General features: G+C 67.4%; 19 protein-coding genes and 1 pseudogene. 12 read left to right on the top strand and 8 right to left on the bottom strand.

Translation table 11 applies throughout. From position 1 onward, the window contains the following. The first annotated feature begins 50 nt into the window (after positions 1-50). The 4 genes and pseudogenes from ABLE94_RS16155 (at position 51) to ABLE94_RS16140 (ending at position 5197) form a co-directional block, all read left to right on the top strand. Complete coding sequence (locus tag ABLE94_RS16155; protein ID WP_348809252.1) at positions 51-1832, top strand: acyl-CoA dehydrogenase; 1782 nt, start codon at positions 51-53, stop codon at positions 1830-1832. Positions 1833-1911: 79 nt separating this feature from the next. Then, complete coding sequence (locus tag ABLE94_RS16150; protein WP_348804429.1) at positions 1912-2673, top strand: SDR family NAD(P)-dependent oxidoreductase; 762 nt, start codon at positions 1912-1914, stop codon at positions 2671-2673. A 92-nt stretch (positions 2674-2765) separates the two neighbouring features. After that, positions 2766-2984 carry a DUF1490 family protein gene (locus ABLE94_RS16145; RefSeq protein WP_425476219.1) on the top strand — a complete coding sequence of 73 codons (219 nt, stop codon included), beginning with the start codon at positions 2766-2768 and terminating at the stop codon, positions 2982-2984. A 90-nt stretch (positions 2985-3074) separates the two neighbouring features. After that, positions 3075-5197, top strand: a pseudogene (locus tag ABLE94_RS16140) (heavy metal translocating P-type ATPase). An 8-nt stretch (positions 5198-5205) separates the two neighbouring features. On the opposite strand, the gene ABLE94_RS16135 reads toward ABLE94_RS16140, so the two are convergent. From ABLE94_RS16135 to ABLE94_RS16110, 6 genes are all read right to left on the bottom strand, one after another. Then, on the bottom strand, positions 5206-5844 hold the full coding sequence (locus ABLE94_RS16135; RefSeq protein ID WP_348804430.1) for a TetR family transcriptional regulator: 639 nt from the start codon (positions 5842-5844) through the stop codon (positions 5206-5208). Positions 5845-5900: 56 nt separating this feature from the next. After that, positions 5901-7067, bottom strand: coding sequence for an NAD(P)/FAD-dependent oxidoreductase (locus ABLE94_RS16130; protein ID WP_348804431.1), 1167 nt, complete (start codon positions 7065-7067; stop codon positions 5901-5903). Then, the gene (locus ABLE94_RS16125) at positions 7064-7246 is read right to left on the bottom strand and encodes a rubredoxin (protein WP_348804577.1); all 183 of its coding nucleotides are present in this window, start codon (positions 7244-7246) and stop codon (positions 7064-7066) included. The genes ABLE94_RS16130 and ABLE94_RS16125 overlap by 4 nt, the downstream gene beginning before the upstream one ends. Before the next feature lie 43 nt (positions 7247-7289). Next, entirely contained in the window at positions 7290-7463 is a 174-nt protein-coding gene (locus ABLE94_RS16120; protein ID WP_348804432.1) for a rubredoxin, read from the bottom strand. Continuing rightward, positions 7460-8704: an alkane 1-monooxygenase gene (locus ABLE94_RS16115; RefSeq protein ID WP_348804433.1), complete on the bottom strand. Its 1245-nt coding sequence runs from the start codon at positions 8702-8704 to the stop codon at positions 7460-7462. Before ABLE94_RS16115 ends, ABLE94_RS16120 begins: the two co-directional genes overlap by 4 nt. 247 nt (positions 8705-8951) lie before the next feature. Next, positions 8952-9428: an NUDIX hydrolase gene (locus tag ABLE94_RS16110; protein WP_348804434.1), complete on the bottom strand. Its 477-nt coding sequence runs from the start codon at positions 9426-9428 to the stop codon at positions 8952-8954. Between the two features lie 77 nt (positions 9429-9505). Between ABLE94_RS16110 and ABLE94_RS16105 the strand changes: the two genes are divergently transcribed. The 5 genes from ABLE94_RS16105 to rsgA all read left to right on the top strand — a co-directional run bounded on the left by ABLE94_RS16105 (position 9506) and on the right by rsgA (position 14364). Beyond that, a complete protein-coding gene (locus ABLE94_RS16105; RefSeq protein ID WP_348804435.1) occupies positions 9506-11221 on the top strand; it encodes a nucleobase:cation symporter-2 family protein in 1716 nt (571 codons plus the stop codon). Positions 11222-11281: 60 nt separating this feature from the next. After that, positions 11282-11509: a hypothetical protein gene (locus ABLE94_RS16100; protein ID WP_348804436.1), complete on the top strand. Its 228-nt coding sequence runs from the start codon at positions 11282-11284 to the stop codon at positions 11507-11509. A 93-nt stretch (positions 11510-11602) separates the two neighbouring features. Then, positions 11603-11989, top strand: coding sequence for a VOC family protein (locus tag ABLE94_RS16095; RefSeq protein ID WP_348804437.1), 387 nt, complete (start codon positions 11603-11605; stop codon positions 11987-11989). Positions 11990-12034: 45 nt separating this feature from the next. Then, on the top strand, positions 12035-13300 hold the full coding sequence (gene aroA, locus ABLE94_RS16090) for a 3-phosphoshikimate 1-carboxyvinyltransferase (RefSeq protein WP_348804438.1): 1266 nt from the start codon (positions 12035-12037) through the stop codon (positions 13298-13300). Beyond that, on the top strand, positions 13297-14364 hold the full coding sequence (gene rsgA / locus ABLE94_RS16085; RefSeq protein WP_348804439.1) for a ribosome small subunit-dependent GTPase A: 1068 nt from the start codon (positions 13297-13299) through the stop codon (positions 14362-14364). The genes aroA and rsgA overlap by 4 nt, the downstream gene beginning before the upstream one ends. Positions 14365-14366: 2 nt before the next feature. On the opposite strand, the gene ABLE94_RS16080 is transcribed toward rsgA, so the two are convergent. Both ABLE94_RS16080 and ABLE94_RS16075 read right to left on the bottom strand, forming a co-directional pair. Continuing rightward, entirely contained in the window at positions 14367-15110 is a 744-nt protein-coding gene (locus tag ABLE94_RS16080) for a GntR family transcriptional regulator (RefSeq protein ID WP_348804440.1), read from the bottom strand. A gap of 40 nt (positions 15111-15150) precedes the next feature. After that, complete coding sequence (locus ABLE94_RS16075; RefSeq protein WP_348804441.1) at positions 15151-16173, bottom strand: LacI family DNA-binding transcriptional regulator; 1023 nt, start codon at positions 16171-16173, stop codon at positions 15151-15153. Positions 16174-16294: 121 nt separating this feature from the next. Here ABLE94_RS16075 and ABLE94_RS16070 point away from each other — a divergent pair, with 121 nt between their 5' ends. The 3 genes from ABLE94_RS16070 to ABLE94_RS16060 are packed head-to-tail and all read left to right on the top strand — an operon-like array spanning position 16295 to position 19379. Next, positions 16295-17491 carry a phytanoyl-CoA dioxygenase family protein gene (locus ABLE94_RS16070; protein ID WP_348804442.1) on the top strand — a complete coding sequence of 399 codons (1197 nt, stop codon included), beginning with the start codon at positions 16295-16297 and terminating at the stop codon, positions 17489-17491. After that, the gene (locus ABLE94_RS16065; protein ID WP_348804443.1) at positions 17488-18381 is read left to right on the top strand and encodes a sugar phosphate isomerase/epimerase family protein; all 894 of its coding nucleotides are present in this window, start codon (positions 17488-17490) and stop codon (positions 18379-18381) included. The genes ABLE94_RS16070 and ABLE94_RS16065 overlap by 4 nt, the downstream gene beginning before the upstream one ends. After that, on the top strand, positions 18378-19379 hold the full coding sequence (locus ABLE94_RS16060) for a Gfo/Idh/MocA family protein (RefSeq protein WP_348809251.1): 1002 nt from the start codon (positions 18378-18380) through the stop codon (positions 19377-19379). The genes ABLE94_RS16065 and ABLE94_RS16060 overlap by 4 nt, the downstream gene beginning before the upstream one ends. Positions 19380-19462: the final 83 nt, after the last annotated feature.

The following is a 19462-nucleotide window of genomic DNA, read 5'->3' as shown; positions in this document are numbered from 1 at the left end:
CTCATAACTGAGCGAGTGCTTAGGTGCACGCACGACCGAACGGAGATGTGATGGCCGACCCACTGTCGCGGCGCGACCTCGAGTTCCTGCTCTACGAGTGGCTCGACGTCGAATCCCTCACCAGCAGGCCGCGTTTCGCCGACCACTCGCGCGAGACCTTCGACGCCGTGCTCGACCTCTCCGCCGACATCGCGATCGGCCGGTTCGCACCGTTCAATCGTCTCGGCGACGCCCACGAGCCATTCGTCGGCGACGACGGCACGGTGGTACTGCCCGACGAGATCACCGCGGGCATCCACGAATACCTCAAGGCCGGCCTGGTGGCCGGCTCCTTCGACGACGCCCTCGGCGGCATGCAACTGCCCACCGTCGTCGGCCGCGCCTCCTCGGCATGGTTCCAGGCGGCCAACGCGGCGATGTCGTCGTACGCCTTCCTGACCGTCGGCAACGCCAACCTCCTCGCCGAATACGGCACCCCCGAACAGATCGACACCTGGGTCCGCCCCATGGTCGAGGGCCGCTACTTCGGCACCATGTGCCTGTCCGAACCCCAGGCCGGCTCCTCCCTGGCCGACATCACCACCAAGGCCACCCCCGCCGACGACGGCACCTACCGCATCACCGGCACCAAGATGTGGATCTCCGCGGGCGATCACGAACTCGGCGAGAACATCGTCCACCTCGTCCTCGCCAAGGCCCCCGGCGGCGGCCCGGGCGTCAAGGGCATCTCACTGTTCATCGTTCCCAAGTTCCTGCCCGACGGCACCCGCAACGACGTCGCACTCGTCGGCCTCAACCACAAGATGGGCAACCGGGCCACCACCAACTGCCTGCTCAACTTCGGCGACGGTACGTTTGCCGACGGCGCTCCCGGCGCTCCCGGCGCGGTCGGCTACCTGGTCGGCGAGGAGCACAAGGGCCTGTCCTACATGTTCCACATGATGAACGAGGCCCGCATCGGAGTCGGATTCCTCGCCACCTCACTGGGTTACGCCGGATACCTCGCCTCACTGGAGTACGCGAAGGTGCGCACCCAGGGCCGCCCGGTGGACCAGAAGGACCCAGACGCCAAGCCCATCCCGATCATCGAGCACGCCGACGTCAAGCGAATGCTGCTGGCGCAGAAGTCCTATGTCGAGGGCGCATTGGCACTCGGGCTGTACTGCAGCAAGCTCGTCGACCTGCAGCAGACCGGCGACGAGACCGAGAGCGCCCGCGCCGGACTGCTGCTCGACGTACTCACCCCGATCTCCAAGTCGTGGCCGTCGCAGTGGTGCCTCGAGGCCAACAACCTCGCCATCCAGGTCCTCGGCGGCTACGGATACACCCGCGAATTCCCGGTCGAGCAGTACTACCGCGACAACCGCCTCAATCCCATTCACGAAGGCGCGCACGGCATTCACGGCCTCGACCTGCTCGGCCGCAAGGTCACGATGGCCGGCGGGGCCGGGCTCGCGCTGCTCGCCGAGACCATCGGCGACACCATCACCCGCGCAGGCCGGGTTCCTGAACTCAGTGAATATGCTGCGGCGCTGCGTGATTCGATCGACACCCTCGTCGCGACCACGGCCACGGTCTGGTCGGCCGGCGACGTCGCGGTGTCACTGGCCAATGCGACCGCCTACCTCGAGGCGACCGGACATCTCGTCATCGCCTGGATGTGGCTCGAGCAACTCCTCGCCGTGGGCGGAAAGTCCGGGGACTTCTACGACGGCAAACGAGCCGCTGCGGCATACTTCTACCGCTACGAACTGCCCAAGACCGCGGTGCAGTTCACCCTGCTGGCAGCCCTGGACCGCACCACCCTCAACACCGACCCGGCCTGGCTGTAGCGCGCCCGATACAGTCAGCGAATCTGAATCATTCAACAGCTTCTCGACAACAGCTTCTCGACAACCAAGGAGTGACCGCGTGTCCGTTCTCGACCTGTTCTCCCTCACCGACAAGGTCGTCGTCGTGACCGGCGCATCGTCGGGTCTGGGCGTCTCGTTCGCCACCACCTTCGCCGAGGCCGGCGCCGACGTGGTGCTCGCCGCCCGCCGCACCGACAAGCTCGCCGACACCGCCGCCAAGGTGGAGGCGATCGGCCGAAAGGCGTTGTCGGTCACCGCCGACGTCGCCGATCCGGAGTCGTGCCAGAAGGTCATCGACACCGCGATGGAGACCTTCGGTCACGTCGACGTGCTGATCAACAACGCCGGCGTCGGCACCGCCGTCCCCGCCACCCGGGAAACCCCGGAACAGTTCCGCAGCGTCATCGACATCAACCTCAACGGGTCGTACTGGATGGCGCAGGCCGCCGGTCGGGTGATGACTCCGGGCAGCTCCATCATCAACATCTCCTCGATCCTCGGCATCACCACCGCATCCCTGCCGCAGGCGGCGTACGCGGCCAGCAAGGCCGGGGTCATCGGTCTCACCCGCGACCTCGCCCAGCAGTGGGGCGCCCGCAAGGGCATTCGCGTCAACGCCCTGGCGCCGGGCTTCTTCAAATCGGAGATGACCGACGGCTACAAGGACGGCTACCTGGACTCGCAGATGCCGCGCGTGCTGCTCGGCCGCACCGGCGACCCCACCGAACTCGCCGCCACCGCGGTCTGGCTGGCCTCACCGGCCGGCGGTTACGTCACCGGACAGACACTGCCCGTCGATGGTGGGATCACCGTCACGTAGCGTCGCCCGACGTCGCATTCTCCGCGCGCTGGCGCTAGAACTCGTCGTTCTGGAAATCATTTGCATTACAGGTCGACGGAGAGGTTCCACAGATGGCGATGCATGCACTGTTGGTGAAGGCGGGTTCGGCGGTGGCCACCGGGATTGTCGGCGCCGCGGCGTATGACCTCGCCCGCAAGGCCGTGGCGAAGGCCCCGCTGCGCGAGGGTGCGGTGGTGGTCACCTCGTGGGGACTGTTGGGAACCCGCAAGGCCGAGGCCATCGCCGAGGACGCACGCCTGCGCACCGCCGACATCATCGCCGAGGCGTAGGATCGCATCGGCGAAGAGGCGAATCCACCCGGGGTGTCGGAACCGCACGATCACGAGCACTGATCCGCGGTGACCGTCGTCGCAGCCGACATCCGCTCGGATGCCGCCGGCCGACTCCGGCTGATCACACCCGATCTCCGTGGCGCCCCTGCCCGGCGGGCGGTGGCCGTCGAGGACGCACTGATGGCCGTGCCCGGTGTCCGTGCCGCACACGTCTACCCGCGCACCGGATCGGTGGTGGTCTGGTATCGCTCGACCACCGATCGCGCCGCACTGCATTCGGCGCTCGCCGACGGGCTGTCGGTCGACCTGACCAGCGTCGCGCGGGCTCACCCGCATTCGGCCGACATCACCAACACCGAGCTGGTCCGGCTCGGTATCGGCGCCGGGGCTCTCGTGCTTCTGGGCTTGCGGCGCTACGGTTTCCGGCGTCCGCGGCTCCTCGGGCCCGCGTCACGCACCGTTGCCACCGGCGTCACCATCTTCTCCGGGTATCCGTTCCTCAAGGGTGCGCTGCGGTCGCTGCGCGGTGGTCGCGCCGGCACCGACGCACTGGTCTCCGCGGCCACTGTCGCCAGCCTGCTGCTGCGCGAGAACGTCGTCGCACTGACGGTGCTGTGGCTGTTGAACATCGGTGAGTTCCTGCAGGATCTGACGCTTCGCCGACCCGCCGGGCCATCTCGGATCTGTTGCGCGGCAACACCGACACCACCTGGATCCAGCTCGACGACGGTACCGAGGTGCAGGTGCCCATCGACTCGCTGGCCGTCGGCGACGTCATCGTCATCCACGACCACGTCGCCGTGCCGGCCGACGGGACGGTCGTCGACGGCGTCGCGGTGGTCGATCAGTCCGCCCTGACCGGCGAGAATCTGCCGGTGACCGCGGCGGTCGGTGATCACGTGCACGCCGGCTCGGTGGTGGTCAGCGGACGACTGGTGATCCGCACCTCCGCGGTCGGGACCGACACCGCCATCGGTCGCATCATCTCCCGAGTCGAGGAGGCCCAGCACGACCGGGCGCCGATCCAGACCGTGGGCGAGCAGTTCTCCCGGCGGTTCGTGCCCGCATCCTTCCTGCTGTCGGCGGCCACCCTGCTGGTGACCCGGGATCTCCGTCGCGCGATGACGATGCTGCTCATCGCCTGCCCGTGTGCTGTCGGCCTGTCCACCCCCACGGCCATCAGCGGCGCCATCGGCAACGGCGCGCGGCGCGGCATCCTGATCAAGGGCGGCTCGCATCTCGAGGCCGCCGGACGCGTCACGGCGATGGTGTTCGACAAGACCGGAACGCTGACCACCGGGCGTCCGATCGTCACCAACGTCATCTCCTTCGACGACGCCTGGACCCCCGAACAGGTGCTCGCGCACGCCGCGAGTTCGGAGATCCACTCGCGACATCCGTTGGCCGAGGCCGTGATCCGATCCACCACCGACCGTCGCATCGAGATCCCAACACACGCCGAATGTGAGGTCATCGTCGGGTTGGGGATGCGTACGCTGGCCGATGACGGCCGGGAACTGCTGTTGGGTAGCCCGGCCCTGTTCGCCCAGCATGACGTCGCCCTCAGCGACGACGCCCGGGACTGGGTCGATCGGCTCCGAAACGATTGCGAGACACCTCTTCTGCTGGCCGTCGACGGTCGGCTGGTCGGTCTGGTGAGCCTGCGCGACGAGGTCCGCGAGAATGCGCGCGAGGTCTTGGACGTCCTGCGGTCACGCGGTGTCGAACGCATCGCGATGCTGACCGGCGACCATGCCGCCACCGCCGCCGCGATCGCCGAGTCGCTCGGTATCGACGAGTGGCGTGCCGAGGTCCTCCCCGACGACAAACTCGCCGCCGTACGCGAACTACAGGCGCAGGGCCACGTCGTGGCGATGGTCGGCGACGGAGTGAACGACGCACCGGCGCTCGCCGCGGCCGACGTCGGCATCGCCATGGGTCTGGCCGGCACCGATGTGGCCGTCGAGACCGCCGACATCGCGCTGGCCCGGGACGATCTCGCGATGCTGCCCGCCGTAGGCGATCTGGGCGATCACACCCTGGGGGTGATCCGGCAGAACTACGGAATGGCCATCGCCGTCAACGCCATCGGTCTGCTGATCGGGGCGGGTGGTGCGCTGTCCCCGGTCCTGGCGGCGATCCTGCACAACGCCTCGTCGGTGGCGGTGGTCGGGAACTCCGCCCGGCTGATCCGGTATCGGCTGGACTGACCGATCACTCAGTCACCGGCGTCGTCGTCGGCCCCCGCGTCATCGCCACCGCGGGCCCGCGCCGCCGAGATCGCCGGCGCCATCACCACGGCGAGGTCGGCGGCCACGTCGCGGTCGCTCTCCGGTGGCATCGCCACGTAGCTCAGGGCCATGCGGACGATGGCCCGCGCGATCGGGAGGGCGTCGTCGTCACCGAGTCCGATCCACGACGTGGTGAGCGTGTCGATGAGGGCCGCACTCGCGGTGGTGATCAATGGACCCGCGTCGGTGGTGATCAGGCGCAGCAGGTCGGGTTTGGCCTCGCCCCGCTGGAGGGAACCGATGAGAGGGTCGTCGGCTGCGGTGCCGAAGAAGTCGGTGAATCCCTGATACAGCGCGGCGTCGACATCGCCTGCGGTACGCGTGATCGCGTCGGAGACGATCGCGGAGAATTGCTGAGCCAACCGCATGGCGTAGGCCTCGGCGATCCCGTGCCGCGAGCCGAATTCGTTGTAGACGGTCTGGCGGCTCACCCCGGACACCCGCGCCACGTCGGCGACGGTCACCGACGGCCAATCCTGTTCGAGGAGCAGGTCATGCAGGCCGTCGAGCAGCGTCGTCCGCAGGAGTTCCTTGCTCGCCTCTGCGAATGTCCGCCTCGTCCTCACCCCGACGAGACTACCGAGGCACTCCCCGGCCGCCCGCCTCGCCGGGGTCGGGGCTCTCATACCGTCAGCCGGGTCAGCTCGGCGGTCATCTCCTCGCGCGCCGTACGACCCGCTCGCGGCCGCCCGATCGCCACCGCGCCGACGAGTTGTCGGTCGTCAAAGCACCGCACCACCGCATCACGTTCGGCGAGCGAGCCGTCGATCTCATACCGCGTCCCCGAGGCGGGCCACCCGGCGATCTGGAAGTTGACTCCGTAGTGAATCGTCCAGGCGAGTGGGACCTCGCGGTAGGCCGGCGCCGACCCTCCGGCGAGATCGGCGGACACGCTCAGCGCGGCCGCCATGCCCTGCTTGGTGGCCGACATCCAGTTCTCGGTGCGGGCGGGCCGCCCCGTACGCGGGTGCGGCGGCGCGGCCACATCGCCTGCGGCGTAGACGCCGTCGGCGCTGGTGCGCAGGTGGTCGTCGGTGGCGATTCCCGCCGCAGCCACCTCGATCCCCGCGGCAACGGCCAGCGTGACATCCGGGCGCAGTCCCAGCGCCGCCACCACCGGACCGTCGAGTCGCGCACCACCGCTCAGGGTGAGTCCGGCAGCGTCGGCCGAAGCCACCCGGGCGCCGCATCTCAGCACCACCCCCCGCTCGCTGTGCAGCTCGGCAATCACCTCGGAAACGATCTCGGGTACAACGCGTTCCATGACACGATGGGCGCGCTCGACGACATCGACCGGGTATCCGGCGGCCGCCGCGGATGCGGCGATCTCGAGGCCGATGAGCCCACCGCCGACGACCGACACACGCCCGGTGTCCGCGATCGACTCCCGGATTCGCTGCGCGTCGGACCGGGTACGCAGCGTCGGCACCCCGGCCATCGGTTCCGCGCTGGCGGCGCGACCGCCGGTAGCCAGGATGAGCGCATCGTAGGGCAGCGTCCGTCCGTCGGACAGTCCGACCAGCCGGCCGGCGGTGTCGAGGTCGGAGGCCATCACCCCACAGCACACCTCGATATTCTTCTCGGTCCAGAACGCCGACGGCCGCAGCCTTATCCGATCTGCCGACAGATCCGCGCGCAAGAGATCCTTGGACAGTGCGGTGCGCCGGTAGGGATCCTCGGGTTCGCTTCCGATCACCGTCACCGGACCACCGAACCCGTTGTCCCGCAATGTCTGGGCCGCCGTCATCCCGGCGATCCCGGTACCGACGATTACGACACCACCCGTCACGGCCGAGCCACCTCGATCATCTCGAAGTCGGATTTGGCGGCGCCGCAGTCCGGACAACTCCAATCGTCGGGGATGTCGTCCCAGCGAGTGCCCGGCGCGATCCCGTCGTCGGGCCAGCCGAGTGCCTCGTCATATTCGAAACCGCATTGGACGCAACGGAACAGCTTGAAGTTCATGATCGTTCTCCTGGAGTGAGTTGAGGAATGAGGGGCGGGCGATCGCTCACACCGCGGCGCGGACGGGCTCGAAGTCGACCTTTTCGCGGACGCCGCAGTCGGGGCAGGCCCAGTCGTCGGGGACGCCGTCCCACGTGGTGCCGGCCGGAAAGCCCTCGCGCGGAGCGCCGGTCGTCTCGTCGTAGATGTAGTCGCAGACGGGGCATCGGTACGCGCTCATCGGGTGACCCCCGCGCCGGTCGCGGACCCGCCGTGGCGGGCGATGATGCGCTCCGCCTTGCGGGGATGCAGGTTCACCCTGCTGATGTCGCCGTCGTAGTGATCGAGGACGCGGTGATCCATCACCCGCCGCCACAGCGGCGGAAAGTAGGTGAGGCCGATCATGCTGGCGTAGCCGCTCGGCAGGCTCGGTGCCTCCTCAAAGGACCGCAGGGTCTGATATCGCCGGGTGGGATTCGCGTGGTGATCGCTGTGTCGCTGCAGGTGATACAGGAAGATGTTGGTGCAGATGTGATCGGAGTTCCAGCTGTGCCGGGGTGCGCAGCGTTCGTAACGCCCGCTGGAGGTCTTCTGCCGCAAAAGTCCGTAGTGTTCGAGATAGTTGACCGCCTCGAGCAGGCAGAATCCGTAGACCGCCTGGATCACCGCGAACGGCAGGACCTGCCAGCCGAAGATCGCCGCGAGCACACCCCACAGCACGATCGTCATCGCCCAGGCATTGAGCACGTCGTTGCTGTAATGCCAGACCGGTCGCTCGAGACGCCGCATGCGTGTGGCCTCCAGCTCCCACGCCGACCGCAGGCTACCGAAGACGCTGCGCGGCAGAAACATCCAGAACGACTCCCCGAATCGTGAACTCGCCGGATCCTCGGGGGTGGCCACCCGCACGTGATGTCCACGATTGTGCTCGATGTAGAAGTGGCCGTACGCGGTCTGGGCGAGCGTGATCTTGGAGAACCAGCGCTCGAGTTCGTCCTTCTTATGACCCATCTCGTGCGCGGTGTTGATGCCGATGCCGCCCATCGCGCCGATGGTCAGTGCCACACCGATTTTCGACGCCAGACCGAGGCCGCCCTCGATGCCGAGCCAGGACAGGTCCGACGCCGTCCACAGGTGGCAGGCAAAGATCAGGCTGGCGATCTGGAACGGGATGAACGCGTAGGTGCAGTACCGGTAGTACTTGTCGTTCTCGAGTTGTTCCATCAACTCATCCGGCGGATTCTCGCCGTCGGGGCCGAAGAAGATGTCGAGGATCGGCAGTAGCACGTAGATGAGGATCGGTCCGATCCACCACCACACCGGGGCGGCCACACCCCAGCCGATCGCATGGAATGCGGCGACCAGCCCGGCCGCCACGAACAGTGCCGTGGGCGGGATCAGGCCCAGCAACCACAGATACCGCTTCTTGTCTCGCCACTCGAGCGTGGGCGCGCTCGTCGACGTCGAGTCGTCGATGCTCATCGATTACCTCCTGGTGTGTTGTGCATCACGAATGAACATGACAATAGATGGTGATTGATTCGTTGTCTAGACGCAACTCATGTATTTGTACACTCAGGGAACTGATAGCGGCTCTATGTCTGGCGCTTACGGGCGTGAACCGACGCGCGACGACACGCGATGACGACACGCAAGAGGGCTGCATTGGAGAGGGCGGTACCGAACAGCACGGGACGGCGCCCGCGCCACCATCGGGTCCGGCTCGGACTCAGGCCCCGATCAACTCGCGGAGGCGATCGACGAACGCCACCTGGGCAGGGTTGAGCTTGATAGCCGCATCCGCAGTCGAAACCCATTGCGCCCGATCGACTTCCGGAAACTTCTGCACCCGCCCCGACCGCGGCGGCCAGACCATCTCGAAGGTGTTGCTCGCCACCATCGACACATCGAGATCACCCTCGACGGCGAAGGCGACGACCCGTTTACCGCTCTTGAGCCGGACCACGCCGAGATCAAGGACCTCGCCCTCAGGAGCGGGTTGCCCGATCTCCTCGGCGAATTCGCGTCGGGCGGCGGCCAGAAGATCCTCACCCTCGTCGACGAGGCCCTTGGGGATCGACCACGCGCCGTCGTCCTTGCGTGCCCATAACGGTCCGCCGGGATGGGCGATGAGGATCTCGATCCCGGTGCCGGACCGCCGGTACATCAGCAGCCCCGAACTGAGCTGGGAGGTTCGAGGCGCCATGCGGATATATTCTGCCGGAAACACATTCGACACACGAGCGCGTCAAATCGGAAATCTCGCCCTCGTAGACATGGGGAATGTCAGTTCTCGACACCATCAAGCACGGGCGCAGCACCGACCATCCGGTCGACGACATCCCCCCGTTCGCCAAGCTCTTCCCCCTCGGCCTGCAGCACGTCCTGGCAATGTACGCCGGTGCCGTCGCGGTGCCGTTGATCGTCGGTGGCGCGATGATCAGCGCGGGACAGATGCAATCCGACGAGATGGTGCATCTGATCACCGCCGACCTCTTCGTCGCCGGTATCGCCACGCTGCTGCAGGCGGTCGGGTTCTGGCGTTTCGGCGTGCGGCTGCCGCTGATGCAGGGTGTCACCTTCGCCGCGGTCGGACCGATGATCACCATCGGCCTCGGGCACGGCATCACCGCCATCTACGGTTCGGTGATCGCCTGTGGCCTCTTCATGATCCTGGTGGCCCCGATCGTCGGGAAGCTCATCAGATTCTTCCCACCACTGGTCACCGGAACCATCATCCTGATCATCGGCGTCTCGCTGATGCGCGTCGCGGCCGGCTGGTTCGGCGGCGGCACCGCCCAGGGTGAGGACTTCGGCGCACCCAAGGCCATCGGTTTCGGCTTCCTGACGCTGCTGATCATCATCCTGCTGGAGCGCTTCGCCCCGGCGACGATCAAGCGCGTCTCGGTGCTCGTCGGCCTGGTGATCGGCACCCTGATCTCCATCCCGTTCGGGATGACCGACTGGAGCAACGTCGGTTCGGCCTCCTGGGTGGCGATCCCCGAGCCGTTCTACTTCGGCCTGCCCACCTTCAACGTCAGCTCGATCATCGCGATGATCATCGTCGCTCTGGTGATCATGACCGAGACCACCGGTGACATCGTCGCCGTCGGCGAGATCGTCGACAAGAAGATCACCCCGCAGAAACTCGCCGACGGCATGCGCGCCGACGGTGTCGGCACCGTCCTCGGCGGCATCTTCAACACCTTCCCGTACACCGCGTTCGCCCAGAATGTCGGGCTCGTCGCCATCACCGGGGTCAAGACACGCCACGTCGCGACGTGCGCCGGCGTCATCCTGGTGATCCTCGGTCTGCTGCCGAAGATGGCCGCGATCATCGAGGGCATCCCGCAACCGGTCCTCGGCGGCGCGGGCGTGGCACTGTTCGGCATGGTCGCCGCCAGCGGTGTCCGGACCCTGACCAAGGTCAAGTTCAACAACACCAACATCCTGGTCGTCGCCATCTCCGTCGGCGTCGCGATGCTCACCGAGGCCAAGCTGTACTACACCGACCGCACCCTCAGTGATGCGCCGGTCAACGTCTCCCTCGACCTGTATCACCAGTTCCCCGACTGGTTCCAGACGATCTTCCACTCCGGGATCTCCGCCGGCGCGATCACCGCGATCGTGCTGAACCTGCTGCTCAACTGGCGCAGCACCTCCCCCGACCCGGTCGACTACCACAACACCGGCGAGATCGACGTCGCCGAGGCCGAGGGACTGTCCGGCTCCGACGCACCGCGTGGGGGCGCGTTCGACCCGCGCGACGCACTGGCCGCCGCCGACCCGAACACCCCGCCGGAGACCCTCAAGGTCCTCGCCGAACACGATCCCGGACTGCACCGATTCATCGTCACCAACCAGTCGGCACCCAAGGAACTGTGCGAGTGGATCAGGAGCCAGGGCGATCCGACCGCGACGGCTGTGCTGGACCGCTGGGACGGCGTCACCGACGGGAAATTCTCCAGTCGTGGTGAGGGATCGATGACCGTCGACTAGGAGTGTGCCTCGGCGCCGGTACCGCCGGTGCCGAGGCGATTGCGGCCGTAAACTTGACCCATGCCCCCCAGCCCACAGCCCGAAGAACTCGACCCCGCCGTCGACGATCCCGACATCCCGCATGACACCCCACACGAATCGGCGTTCGCCTTCGGTGACGCCACGCCGATCGGCGAGACCGACCGCATCGCCCGCGAACGGGCCATCTACGAGGCGGCCCGCCACGGTAACGACCTGAACCGGGGCCATGCCCTCGGCGGGAGTGACGGGACCACCGAAGGCCAGTGACCGCCCGGCCCGGCGCGTCGAACACCACGACCGGTGCGACGCGCCGGGCCGAGTCATGTCCGACCCGCCGGTAGCGGTGTAGACACTCTAGACATGGAGGTCCTCACCAGCCGCGTGTTGCTGCGTTCGGCCGATCCGGAGAAGCTGCAGCACTTCTATCGACATCAACTCCGGCTCTCGGTGGCGCGCGAGTACCCCGGCGGCATGGTCTTTCATGCGGGCAACGGACTCATCGAGATCCCCGGCCACATGAGTTCGGACATCAGCTCGGGCGTCGAACCGTCCGGAGCACTCTGGCTGCAGGTGCGCGATGCCGTCGCGACCGAACGTGAGTTGCGGGCCGCGCACGTCGACATCGAGCGTGAACCGGTGACCGAGCCGTGGGGTCTGATCGAGATGCACGTCCGCGACCCCGACGGGCGGTTGCTGATCGTCGTCGAGGTCCCCGCGAGCCATCCCCTGCGGCTCGACAACCGGTGACCGTCGCTCCCGGTCGTGTCGGCGCCCCATGACAGACTGGACCGCATGAGCACGTGGACCGCGCCCACCGTCGGCGGATCGGTGGACGCCATCGTCGAGTTGCCCGGCTCGAAGTCGATCACCAATCGTGCGTTGCTGCTCGCCGCCCTCGCCGACGGGCCGTCGACGATCACCGGCACCCTCCGCAGCCGTGACACCAACCTGATGCTCGCCGCGCTCACCGGGCTCGGTGTCGGCATCCGCGTCGACGCCGCCGACCCGACCACGGTGTCCATCGAACCCCGCGACATGCACGGCACCGACGTGTACTGCGGGCTCGCCGGAACGGTGATGCGATTCCTGCCCCCGGTCGCGGCGCTGGCCACCGGGCGGGTCGACTTCGACGGTGACGCACAGGCACGCCAGCGCCCCCTGTCCACGATCCTCGACGCGCTGCGTGATCTCGGAGTCGACGTCGACGGCGACTCGTTGCCGTTCACCGTCAACGGAACCGGGTCCGCACGCGGCGGCGAGGTCACCATCGATGCGTCCGGGTCGTCGCAGTTCGTCTCCGGTCTGCTGTTGACCGGCGCGCGGTTCACCGACGGCCTCACCATCCGGCACGTCGGTCCCCCGGTACCGTCCATGCCGCATATCGAGATGACCATCGCGATGCTCGAGACCGCCGGGGTCACCGTGGACGTCAGCGAACCCGACGTCTGGCGGATCGCACCGTCGACGATCCGCGCGGTCGATTGGATCGTGGAACCCGACTTGTCCAATGCGGCAGCGTTTCTCGCCGCCGCCGCGGCCACCGGCGGCCGGGTGGGCGTGCCGCGCTGGCCGGCGGTGACCACCCAGCCGGGCGCGCAGATCGCCGACATCCTCGCCGAGATGGGTTGCACCGTCGAACTTCTCGACGGGACGCTGACCGTGCGTGGGCCGCAACGGCTGACCGGGATCACCCGGGATCTGCGTGAGGTCGGCGAGCTGACCCCGACCGTCGCCGCCCTCGCGGCGCTGGCCGAGGGCGAATCACGTCTCACCGGGATCGCGCATCTGCGCGGACACGAGACCGACCGGCTCGCCGCACTGGCCACCGAGATCGGCCGCCTCGGTGGCGATGTCACCGAGATCGACGACGGCCTGATCATCCGACCGGCGGAACTCCATGGCGGGCGCTGGGAGTCCTACGCCGACCATCGGATGGCCACCGCTGGGGCCATCATCGGGCTGCGGGTACCGGCGGTCACCGTCGACGACATCGAGACCACCGCAAAGACGCTGCCGGACTTTCCGGGCATGTGGCAGAAGATGATCGGCCGTCCGTGAGTCGCCGCGCGGCGAGTTACGACGAATCCGACGTCCGGATCCGACCGGGCAAGGGTTCACGGCCGCGCACCAAGACACGCCCCGCCCACGACGACGCCGAATCGGCGATGGTCGTCTCCGTGGACCGCGGCCGCTGGGGCTGCGCCCTCGGCGGCGATCCGGACCGCATCGTGGTGGCGATGCGTGCCAGGGAGATGGGCCGGACACCGGTGGTCGTCGGCGACGACGTGTCGGTGGTCGGCGACCTCTCCGGAAAGCCCGACACCCTCGCCCGCATCGTCAAGGTGGCCGACCGGCGAACGGTGTTGCGCCGCACCGCCGATGACACCGATCCCTACGAACGCATCGTGGTGGCCAACGCCGAGCGCCTGCTGATCGTCACCGCCATGGCCGATCCCCCTCCCCGCACCGGCTTCGTCGAACGCGCCCTGGCCGCCGCCTACGTCGGCGGGCTGGAACCCGTGCTGTGCCTGACCAAATCCGATCTCGCCGACCCGACGGAGTTCGTCGCGGCCTTCGACGGCCTCGATCTGCCGATCGTCCGTGCCGGACGCGACGATGCCCTCGACGACCTCCTCGCCATCCTGCGCGGGCACCTCGCCGCCTTCATCGGACACTCCGGGGTGGGCAAGTCCACCCTCGTCAATCGCCTGGTGCCGGACGCCGATCGCGCCACGGGTGTGGTCTCCGGGGTGGGCAAGGGGCGCCATACGTCGACGCAGTCGGTGGCGTTACCGCTCCCCGCGTCGGCGGAGGATCCGGACGGCGAACGGTCCTGGGTGGTCGACACACCCGGCATCCGGTCCTTCGGGCTGGCCCACGTCGAACCCGACGACATCATCGACGCCTTCGACGACCTGCACGAGGCGATCGAGCACTGCCCGCGGGGTTGCACCCATGTCGGCCCGCCCGCCGATCCGGAATGCGCTCTCGACGAGTTGACCGGCCCGTCGTACCGGCGGGCAATGGCGGTGCGGCACTTGCTGATCGCGGTCAGCGGCAGTGGCGGCGGCAAAGACATCGGCACTGGCGACGACGCGGCGCCCGAGTCCCCCACCGAGTGACGTCAGCGGTCGACGACGGTGGTCTCGAAGAAGTACCGGTCCGCGCGATAGGCGTGCCGGCCGACCTCGACCACCTTGCCCGCATCGTCGAATGCGGTGCGCTGCATGGTGAGTAGCGGCGCACCCTCGTCGACGTCGAGGAGGGCCGCCTCGTCGGCATCGGCAGCCTTGGCACCGATGACCTGACGCGCCAGCCGGATGTGCACACCGTTGGCCCGGAGCCCCTTGTAGAGACCCCCGTCCTCGAGGTCACCCGGCGGTGGGCAGATGTCGGCGGGCAGATGGTTGGTCATCACCGCAAGCGGTTCACCACCGGCGCTGCGCAGACGCCGGATCGTCACGGCCTCCGCGTCGGCGTCGAGGCCGAGTTCGGTGCGCAGGTCGTCGTCGGGTACCGATCGGCGATACTCCAGCAGCTGCGTCGCCGGATGCATCCCGGCGGAACTCAGGTCGTCGAAGAGGCTGGTCAGCTCGACCGAACGATTGACCGGACTCTGGACCACCTGGGTGCCGACTCCCCGCTTACGGACCACCACACCCTTGTCGACGAGTTCCTGGATCGCCTGCCGGATCGTGGGCCGGGAGAGCTTGAGTCGCTTGGCGAGATCGAGTTCGTTCTCGAGCCGATCGCCCGGGGTCAGCTCGCCATTGATGATCGCCGACTCGATGGCCTGGGCGAGCTGATGGTAGAGCGGCACCGGGGTCGAACGGTCGAGATCCACCTGCAGCTGGGTGGCCTGTGTCATGCCTCACAGTATGTCATAACAACCAAACATTGGCCTCGGTTCATTCCGGCGGCATGTTGAACGGCGTGATCACCTGGATCTCCGTCGCGCGCGGTCGATACTCCCCGGGCACCGCACCGTGGTGACTCATCACCGTCTGGGCGACCTGTCGCATGTCCGCGCGCAGGTCATGATGCAGCACCGCGGTGAGATGTCCGCTACGCAACAGATCGCGATTCGACGGCCCGAGGTCGTGGCCGAGGAACACCTGGCATGTCCGATCCGCGGCGGCGAGCGCCGCGACGATTCCCTTGTTCCCGCCGCCGATCGAATAGACGGCCGCGATCCGTGAATTGTGGTGCAGCGCCGTGGTGGTCAGCCTCCGACTGGTCACGTCGAGCCCGTCGGAGCCGGAGACGTAGGTGATGTGCCGGTGCGGATCGTCGCGGCGCATCGCGGCACGAAAACCCTTCTCCCGCTCCTCCTCGCCCCGGAATTCCGCGCTGCTGGTCATCACCAGGATGTCAGCGTCGACGTGCCGCAGCCACTGCGACATCAGATAGGCCGCGGTCGCGCCGGCCGCCCGATTGTCCATGCCCACATAGCCGATCCGCGTGCTCATCGGCACATCACTCACCAGCGTGATCACCGGAATACGCGCGGCACTCAACCTGCCGATCGCGGCCGCGACCTCGGGTGCGTCCGGCGCCTTGAGGATGACCGCGTGACTCCCGTGACGCGCGATGGCGTCGAGTTCGGCGACGATCGCCTCGACCTCCCACTGCTCGTGGCAGTGGTAGCGCGCCCGGAAGGTCGCCGGTCGCAGGCTCGGCATCTCGAGCTCCAACGCGGTGCGCACCATGGACGAGAACCGTTGCGGGGTCTCCATCACCAGGTCGATCATGAACTGCCGACCGGAGAGCCGGAGTTGGGTGCGCTGCCGGTCGAGGTCAGCGATGGCCTGCTCGACCTGACGGCCGGTGGCCTCACGCACGCCGGATCGCCCGTGCAGCACGCGGTCGACCGTTGCCTCACTGACGCCCGCCTGCCTGGCGATGTCGCGCACCGGATAGCGATGTGGCATGGCCCACTCCTGAGGGATTTTTGATGGATATCTGCCCTTGTTAGGACATTAGGATCTTGCCAGGGTTGTGGCAAGGGATTCCCCATCGATCCCTCCTTTTATGGACAGGAGCGCACACCCCATGACCGTGCACAACCCCTCCGGCGAGCGCACCTCGACTCACCGCGCCGACCGCTTCGGGCTCGACGAATGCCGCATCGACGACTTCGTCACCGCCATCGACGCCGAGACCGATCTCGCCGACTACCCGTACGCGACATCGGTCGACCACAACGTCCTCGTCTACGACGCGGCTGCCCTGCGGTCACAGATCGCCGATCCGGCCGTCCGCATCAGGGTCGGCGACGAGTTGGCACGAGCGCTGCTGACCGGGCCCGGCATCGTCGTGTTCGCAGGCGCATTCGACGAGCGGCACGGACTGGGCGAATCCACCCGGATCTTCTCCGACATCATCGACGAACAGCACGCCGCCGGCCGCAGTTTCGGCGACCATTTCGCCGCACCCGGAGCCAACGACCGCATCTGGAATGCCCTGCAGAAACTCGCCATCCGCAACCCGGAGACCTTCACCCGGTACTACGCCAACGACATCCTCGCGTTGATCTGCGAGGCGTGGCTGGGCCCGATGTATCAGGTGACCTCGGCCATCAACGTCGTCAATCCCGGTGGCGCCGCACAGAATCCGCATCGCGACTACCACCTGGGTTTCATGTCGACCGACACGGCCGCACAGTTCCGCGCGCACATCCACCGGTTGTCGCCGGCGCTGACCCTGCAGGGTGCGGTCGCCCACGTCGACATGCCGCTCGAGTCGGGTCCCACGACGTACCTGCCGTACTCACAGCGATACGAACAGGGATACATCGCGTTCAACCTGCCCGAGTTCCGCGATTACTTTGCCGCCCACCACATCCAGATTCCGCTCCGTGCCGGCGACGGGGTGTTCTTCAATCCCGCACTGTTCCATGCCGCCGGCCACAACACCTCCACCGACATCAAGCGCATGGCGAATCTGCTCCAGGTGTCGTCGGCGTTCGGGCGCGCGATGGATGCCGTCGACCGGTCGGCGATGCTGCGATCGCTGTATCCGTCGCTGCTCGACCTGGCGGCCTCCGGCGACCAGTCCGGCGTCGACCACGTCATCGCCGCCGCCGCGGAGGGATACGCCTTCCCCAGCAACCTCGACCTCGACCAGCCACTGTCGGGGCTGGCCGGCGAAACCCAGGCCGAACTGGTCCATCGTGCCCTCGCCGGCGGTTTCGACGCGGAGCGCTTCTCCCGCGAACTCGCCGAACTCGATCGGCGGCACACCGCATGAGCACCACGACCGGCCTCCGTATCGCCGCCGCCCCCATCTCCTGGGGTGTATGCGAGGTGCCCGACTGGGGCTACCAGGTTCACCGGGATCGGGTCCTGGGAGAGATGCGCGAACTCGGCGTGACCGCCGCCGAAACCGGCCCGGAGGGCTTCCTGCCCTCTGCCCCACAGGAACTGCGCGACACCCTCGCGTCGTTCGAGCTGACCTGTGTGGGTTCCTTTGTGCCCGTGGTCCTGCACGATGCCGACCACGATCCGGAACCGGAGGTCTCCGAGGTTCTCGACAGACTCGAGATCTCCGGGGGTGACGTCGTCGTACTCGCTGCCGCCACCGGTGTCGACGGTTACGACGCACGGCCCGATCTCGACGATGCGCAATGGTCCACTCTGCTGGCCAACCTCGATCGCCTCGACCGGATGGCTGCGCGCAGAGGTGTAGTGGCAGCATTGCATCCGCATGTCGGCACGCTGATCGAGAATCGCGAGGAGGTGTATCGAGTGCTGGAGAACTCATCGATCGGGTTGTGCCTGGACACCGGTCACCTGCTCATCGGCGGATCCGATCCACTCGAGATCACCGCAGCCTTCACCGACCGCATCCGGCACGCGCATCTCAAAGACGTTCGTCTCGACCTCGCGGAACAAGTACAGCGCGGTGAACTCTCCTACACCGAGGCCGTCGCCGCCGGTATGTATGTCCCGCTCGGCGCGGGCCGGGCCCGCATCTCCAAGGTGGTGGGCGCGCTCACCGACGCCGGATACCAGGGATGGTTTGTCCTCGAACAGGATACGATTCTCGCCGACGAGGCCGCCGCCGACTCGGCCGCTGCCGATGTCGCGGTCTCCATGTCGTATCTGCGCCGCGTGGCCCGCGGAGAGATCTACGTATGAACCGCGCAAGTTCGGTTGACGAACCGTTGCGGATCGGCGTCCTCGGCGCCTCCCGGATCGCCGAGAACGCGATCGTCGGCCCCGCACGCAAACTCGGCCATCGACTGGTCGTGGTCGCCGCCCGGGACCGGCGTCGCGCCGAGGACTTCGCCGCGACGTACGGCGTTGAGCGGGTCGTCGACACCTATGACGAGGTGATTGCGGCCCCCGACGTCGACATGATCTACAACCCGCTCGCCAATTCGCTTCACGCGCCGTGGAATCTGGCTGCGATCCGGGCCGGCAAACCGGTGCTGACCGAGAAACCGTTCGCCCGCAATGCCTCCGAGGCCCGCGAGGTGGCCGATGCCGCCCGCGGGGCCGGCGTTCCGATACTCGAGGGGTTCCACTACCTGTTCCATCCGTTGATGGCGCGCACTCGGGAACTGCTGGGTGACGGCATAATCGGCGATCTCCGGCGCGTGGAGGTCGTGATGGGCATGCCCGAGCCGGCTCCGACGGATCCGCGATGGTCCTACGATCTTGCCGGCGGTTCGCTGATGGATCTGGGCTGCTACAGCGTCCATGTGTTTCGGCATCTGGGCGAGTTCGCCGGGGGTGAGCCGGTGATCACCGCGGCATCGGCCGTGGTCCGCGACGGCCAGGTCGACGAATCGGCGACGATCGACGTGCGGTATCCGTCCGGGGCAACCGGCGCCACGACCACGTCGATGGTCGACGCCGACTACACCTTCCGGTGTCGGATCGTCGGCGACACCGGTGAATTGATCCTGCACGACTACCTCTCGCCGAAGCGCGACGACCGCCTGACCATCATCAGAGACGGCACCGAGCACGTCGAGCACGTCAGTACCCGCGCGACCTACACCTTTCAGCTCGAGGCACTTGCCACCGCATTGCGGTCCGGCGAATCGCTGCCGATCGGGCCGGACGATGCCGTCGCCACCATGGAGTTCATCGATGCCGCCTATCGTGCCGCCGGGTTGATGCCGCGCTGAGTCACCGATCGGAGATCCATTGACGACTATTTGTTAGGACATTTGCACAAACTGGGTTACGATCCTCTTGTGACTGTCATCAC

Source organism: Gordonia sp. VNK1, from assembly GCF_040049135.1.
In the GTDB taxonomy this organism is placed as follows: domain Bacteria; phylum Actinomycetota; class Actinomycetes; order Mycobacteriales; family Mycobacteriaceae; genus Gordonia; species Gordonia oleivorans.
Note: the sequence above shows the minus strand (reverse complement) of the source record. Positions and strands in the feature narration are given on the sequence as shown.